Here is a 6,093-nt window from a genome sequence, read left to right on the forward strand (position 1 = left end):
CGGCGCCGCGGAATTGTTCCGTCATAGCGGTTATGGTACACTGTTTATGACATATACAATTTCGCGAAAGCACCGTAACGGAGGATATGCTTATGCCTGACGGCTATGACTTGGAAGATGAAGCGCTCCGGCGGCTGCCGGCCGGCGTCGCCCTCACCTGGGGGCTCGCGAAGCAGGGGAAACGGGGACCGAAGGGCGAGCTCAGCATCAAGCAAATCGTCGATGCGGCCGTCGCCATCGCCGACGCGGACGGCCTGCAGGCCGTCTCGATGAGCCGCGTTGCCCAGTCGCTCGGCTATACGACGATGTCGCTGTACCGCTATATCACGAGCAAGGACGATCTGCTGCTGCTGATGCAGGAAGCCGTGAGCGAGATTGCGATCCCGCCGGAGGATCCGGATCAGCATTGGCGCGACGGGCTGCGCGCCTACGTGGAGGCGTGTGTCGGCGTATTCGTCCAGCACCCGTGGTACGGCGACATTCCGGTGAGCGGCGTACCGGTCACGCCGAACGTGCTTCGCCTGATCGACTGGGTGATCCGCACTCTGCGCCCGCTCGAGCTCGACGATTACGAGAAAATGTCCGTGCTGCTGCTGCTGAGCAGCTACAGCCGCTCCGTCGGCCTCATCCGGCGGGACATGGAGATCGCCTTTCGCGCGGGCGGGACGCCCGAGGATTTCGCAGGCCTCTCCATGAGCCCCGCGCTGAAGAAGCTGGTGACGCCGGAGCGCTTCCCCGATCTGTACCCGATCGTCATGTCCGGGATCTACGGCGGCGAGCGCGAAGCCGAAAGCACGGTCGGCGACGATCTGGCGTTCGGGCTGGAGCGCATTTTGGACGGCATCGAGCAGTATTTGGAGCGCCGGCGGCAAGCGCCGACAGGCGGGGCGGCCGAGCGGGGCGAAGGCTAACCCTGAAAGCCGCAAAACTGCAGCCGCAGTTGCATAGCCGCATGAACCGGCACAACCGGTTCCGCAGGCGCGGCGGTTGACGCCGTTAATAGTCAACGGCGTTCATCGTCGCATGCCGCTAGCGGCGACCGGACGACTTGAACATCAAAGCACGCCGCTTCCGCATCAGCGGAACCGGCGTGCTTTTTTGTGCATGCGCGCCTACAGGCGCGAATACCGTTACAACGAAGGCGTCGGAGGAACGGGAGCCCCTAGCGCTTTCCGGCTTTCCGTCGGAAAGCCGCGATGCTCCAGACGATCGCCAGCAGGAGAATGCCGAGGCACCAGGCGATGGCCAGCCAGGCACTGCCGCCGATCGGCGTGCCGGCGAGCAGCCCGCGGATCGTCTCGATGACCGGCGTGATCGGCTGATGGTTCGCCACGCCCTGCAGCCAGCGCGGCATCGTCTCCGTCGGCACGAACGCGCTGGAGAGATAGGGCAGGAAGAGCAGGATAAAGCCGTAGCCCGACGCCGCGGACGGGGAGCCCGCGATGAGGCCGATGGCGGCGAACAGCCAGGTGAGCGCGAGAATGAACAAGGCGATGAGGCCGATGGCGGCCAGCCATTCCAGGAATCCGGCGGACGAACGGAAGCCGACGAGGAAGGCGACGCCGATGACGACGCCGGTCGCAAGCAGGTTGCGCGCCAGGCTCGCAGCGACGTGGCCGGTGATGACGCTCAGGCTGCGGATTGGCATCGTGCGGAAGCGGTCGATGATGCCGTTCGTCATGTCGTGCGCGACGTCCACGGCGGTGCTGGAGGAGCCGAACCCGGCGCATAGCAGGATGATGCCGGGCACGACGTAGTCGACATAATCGCCGCCGGGAGCGATGGCGCCGCCGAAGACGTAGGTGAATAAGAGCATTAGCATGACGGGGAGCATGATGGCCATGATCAGCGCTTCGGCGTTGCGCAGGCTGAGGCGGATGCTGCGGGCGATGAAGACGGCGTTCACGGCGCCGAGGGACGCGTTACGCGCCGGGACGTTGCGAGTGGCGTTCGTCATTGGGCGGCCTCCTTGTAATCGGCGGATGTCAGGGCGACGAAGACGTCGTCCATGCTCGGTTTGCGCAGGCTGATCCGGGTACCGGCGGGCGCCTTGCCCGCGAGCTCGTTCAGCGTCCGGCGGATGTCGTGGAGGGTGCCGTCGGTGGCGTAGACCGCGAGCGTCTCGCCGTCCTCGCCGACGAGCTCGATCCGCTCGCCGCCGACGCGGGCCTTCAGCTCGTGCGCGGTGCCGGACGCGACGATGCGTCCGCCGGCGATGACGGCGATGCGGTCGGCCAGCTGATCCGCTTCCTCCAAGTATTGCGTGGTGAGAAAAATCGTCATGCCTTCGTTCCGCAGCTGCAGGATCGTATCCCACAGGGCGCGGCGGCTGACGGTGTCGAGGCCGGTCGTCGGCTCATCGAGGAACAGCACGGGCCGGCGGGCGACGAGGCTGATCGCGAGGTCGAGGCGGCGCCGCATGCCGCCGGAGTACGTCTTAGCCAGCTTGCCGGCGCTGGCCTCCAGGTCGAACAGCGCGAGCAGCTCCGCGGTGCGAGCGCGGGCTTCGGACGGCGTAAACCCCGACAGCCGGCACATCATGATCAGATTCTCGCGGGCGGTCAGCATGTCGTCGACGGCCGCGAACTGGCCGGTGAGGCTGATGGCGCGCTTGACGGCGTCGCGCCCGCGGACGACGTCGCGGCCGGCGACGGCGGCGGTGCCACCGTCCGGCTGTGTCAATGTGGAGAGGATGTTGATCAGAGTGGTTTTCCCGGCGCCGTTCGGGCCGAGCAGGGCGAAGATCGTGCCGGCCTGCACGGACAGATCGATGCCGTTCAGCACCGCCTGCTTGCCGAACGCTTTGCGAAGCCCTCTCGTTTCAATCGCGAATGCGGTCATTCGTTCATGCTCCTTTACGTTATAGTGTATATTATAAACAGTATATTGTAATAACAGTATATTATGCATACAGAATTTGCGCAACCGTAAAAACGCAAAAAATCCGCCAAGTCGTTCTTGGCGGATGAGGCGGTCGTATTCGTCTTAGCGTCGGGCTTTGGGCCAAGCGATCAGAGCGCCGGGAGCCCGGGGCGGCGGCCAGCCCTAGCGGGTTCGGCGGGACGCCGCGGGAGAATCGGAGACGATTCAAGTCAGCATTAGCAGCTCCTTGATCTCGTCCTCGGTCAAGGCGGAGAGCGGCTCCTCGCCCGGGCGGATCACATCGTCGATCAGGTTCTTTTTGCGTTCCTGAAGCTCGATCATCTTGTCTTCGACGGTGCCTTGGGCGACGAGGCGGATGACCTGCACGACCTTCTTCTGCCCGATCCGGTGGGCGCGGTCGGCGGCCTGCTGCTCGACGGCGGGGTTCCACCACAGGTCGTACAGGACGACCGTGTCCGCGCCGGTCAGGTTAAGGCCCGTGCCCCCGGCCTTCAGCGAGATGAGGAACAGGTCGCCTTCGCCGTCGTTGAACCGGGTGCTCCGCTCGAGCCGCTCGCTCGGCGGGGTGCTGCCGTCTAAGTAAAAATACGGCACGTTCCGCAGCTGCAGCTCCTGCCGGATCAGCTTCAGCATTCCGACGAACTGCGAGAAGACGAGCATCCGCCGGCCGGCGGCGCGGCATTCCTCGATCAGCTCCAGCAGCTGGCGCAGCTTGCCCGAGCCGCCCTCGTAATCCTCGACGAACAGCGCGGGATGGCAGCAGAGCTGGCGCAGCCGGGTCAGGCCGGCGAGGATGCGGATCCGGTTGCGGTGCAGCGTGTCTTTGTCCAGGTGCCGGAGCGTCTCCTCCCGCAGTTTGGCGAGGTAGGCGGCGTAGAGCCGCTTCTGCTCAGGCAGCAGCGCGGACGCCTGGACGGATTCGATCTTGTCCGGCAGCTCCTTCAGCACGTCGGCCTTCACCCGCCGGAGCAGGAACGGCCGCGCGCGCTTCGCGACCGTCTCGAGGGCGAGCTCGCCGAACGCCTTGCGTCCGGGGAACAGCTCCGGACAGACGGCGTCGAACAGGGACCACAGCTCCAAGAGCCGATTCTCGATCGGCGTCCCGGTCAGCGCGAACCGGTGGCGGGACTGCAGCAGCTTGACGCTCTTCGCCGTCTGCGTCGCATCGTTCTTGAACGCCTGCGCCTCGTCCAGGATGAGCGTGTGGAACGAGCGCGCCGCGTATTGGGCGATGTCCCGGCGCAGCAGGGGATAGGACGTGATGACGACGTCCGCCGACTCCCCGGCGGCGAGCGCCGCGTCACGCTCGGCCTTCGTGCCGTCGACGACGGCCGCGCGGATTTGCGGCGCGAACTTGCGGAGCTCGCTGCGCCAGTTGTACGTCAGCGAGGCGGGGGCGACGATGAGCGCGGGCAGCCGCTCCTCGCGGATGGCCGGCAGCATGGCGGCGAGGAAGGCAATGGCCTGTGCGGTCTTGCCGAGGCCCATGTCGTCGGCGAGAATGCCGCCGAAGCCGTAGTGCGCCAGCGTCCGCAGCCATTGGTAGCCGTACGCCTGATAATCCCGGAGCGGATGCTGCAGCCCCTTGGGTTCCGGGAAATCGAGGTTGTCCGGGTTGCGCAGGTTTTCCAGCAGCCGGCGGAACGCCTTGTCGAGCTTGACGGCGCCGCCGCGCGGCGCGTCGATCAGGTGCAGGCCGCGGAAGAGCGGGATCCGGATGCCCGAGTCGCGCAGGTCCTTCGCCGTGATCCGGCCTTCGTTGATGAACCGGGCGATCTCCTGCATTTCCTCGGTGTCGAGCGGCAGGAGAGCGCCGGTGGGCAGCCGGTGGTAGGCGCGCTTCTCCTCGAGCGATTGCAGCACTGCCTTGATCTCCGCGGCGGGGATGCCGTCGATATCGAACTTCGCCTCGAGCCAGTTGGTGCGTTCGTTCATCGTGAGCGTCACGTTCGGCGGCGCGCCGCCGGCCTGGATGCGCGTCCGGACGGCGGACGTGGCGTGGACGGACAGCAGCTGCTCCAGCTGCGGCACGACATGGCGGAGAAAATGGTATTCACGCTCCTCGTCTCCGAGAAAATACCCCGATTCCGTCTTGGCCATCGCGGCTTCCTCCATTAGGGCGAGGATCTGGCGTTCCTTCTCGCCGTCCCGCACGAGAATCGGGCCGCCGCGGCGGCGTTCGGCTTCCGGCTCGAGCGGATTGATCACCAGGTCGCCGTAGTGGAATTCCAGCGCGGCGAGCAGCCGGTCGCGTACGCGGTCGAGGTACAGCCTCGCCTTGAGCGGCCGGTGCGCGACCCGCTCCGCGACGTCCTCCGCGATCCGGACGCTGCCGAGCTTCAGCAGGCCGGGCATGACGCGTTCCATGAACGGCTCGATCTGCGCCTGCGGCAGAGGCAGCTCGTCCGGCTCGGCGGCGCGCGCCAGCAGCGCTTGCAGCTCGAGCAGCCGTGCGCACGCCTCGGGCGTCTCCCGCAGCAGCTTGCCTTCGGCGAGGACGAGGCCGTAGTCCTCGAGCACCGTCATCTCCGCCAGACCGCTCACGCGCAGGCGGTATCCGGCATTTCCGGCGCTTTCGCCCCAACCGGTGCGCGCCTGCTGTTCCAGCTCGAAATGCAGCGGCAGCCGTTCGTCCGCGGGCGCGATGCCGGCGTAGACGACGTTGTCGAGCTCCAGCACCGCGGACGGCGCCGCGGCGAGCGCGGGGAGGAACGCGTCCCAGGCGCCGGGCGGCACGGGCAGCATCCGCTCGCCGGTCACCGGCGCGGCGTGGGCGGCGTATACGCCGGAGGTGTCGCGGTAGAGCCGCTCCTGCGCTTCCATCGCGATCAGCTGGGCGACGACGGCATAGTCCGCCGCCTGGATGCTGTGCTGCCGCGGGTCGTACGACAGCGTCTTGGACAGGACGCACGGCTCGCCGTCCGCCGCGCAGCGCAGAAACTCGCGGATGCGCGGAATCGCGGCCGGCCGCTTCGCGCCGGCTCTGATCTCGATGCCGAGCATCCGCTTGCCGCCGGCGCGGACGAACGGCTTGCAGACGAACGTCAGCGCGAGCGGCGCGCGCGTATCGAAGCGCGTCTCGGCCGCGGGCGCCTGCCGCTCCGGCGGCGCCGGCGGGGCGAACAGGCGCAGCAGCCCGTCCGCGAGCTCCGCGCCGCGCCGGGCTTCGGCTTCGCGCGCGGCGGCGGCGTCCGCGTCGGCGCCGGAGCC

4 protein-coding genes are annotated in these 6,093 nt (G+C 67.3%); 1 reads left to right on the forward strand and 3 read right to left on the reverse strand.

Going from position 1 to position 6,093, the window contains the following annotated elements:
- The first annotated feature begins 92 nt into the window (after window positions 1–92).
- Window positions 93–911 carry a TetR/AcrR family transcriptional regulator gene (locus ACFPB1_RS24895; protein WP_379228887.1) on the forward strand — a complete coding sequence of 273 codons (819 nt, stop codon included), beginning with the start codon at window positions 93–95 and terminating at the stop codon, window positions 909–911.
- Between the two features lie 251 nt (window positions 912–1,162).
- On the opposite strand, the gene ACFPB1_RS24900 is transcribed toward ACFPB1_RS24895, so the two are convergent.
- The 3 genes from ACFPB1_RS24900 to ACFPB1_RS24910 form a co-directional block, all read right to left on the reverse strand.
- Window positions 1,163–1,957, reverse strand: coding sequence for an ABC transporter permease (locus tag ACFPB1_RS24900; RefSeq protein ID WP_379228888.1), 795 nt, complete (start codon window positions 1,955–1,957; stop codon window positions 1,163–1,165).
- Window positions 1,954–2,841 carry an ATP-binding cassette domain-containing protein gene (locus tag ACFPB1_RS24905; RefSeq protein ID WP_379228890.1) on the reverse strand — a complete coding sequence of 296 codons (888 nt, stop codon included), beginning with the start codon at window positions 2,839–2,841 and terminating at the stop codon, window positions 1,954–1,956. Before ACFPB1_RS24905 ends, ACFPB1_RS24900 begins: the two co-directional genes overlap by 4 nt.
- 246 nt (window positions 2,842–3,087) lie before the next feature.
- Window positions 3,088–6,093: DEAD/DEAH box helicase (locus tag ACFPB1_RS24910; RefSeq protein WP_379228891.1), on the reverse strand; the 3,006-nt coding region annotated here is incomplete at its 5' end.

The sequence above is a fragment of the Paenibacillus sp. GCM10023250 genome (assembly GCF_042653205.1).
In the GTDB taxonomy this organism is placed as follows: domain Bacteria; phylum Bacillota; class Bacilli; order Paenibacillales; family Paenibacillaceae; genus Paenibacillus_Z.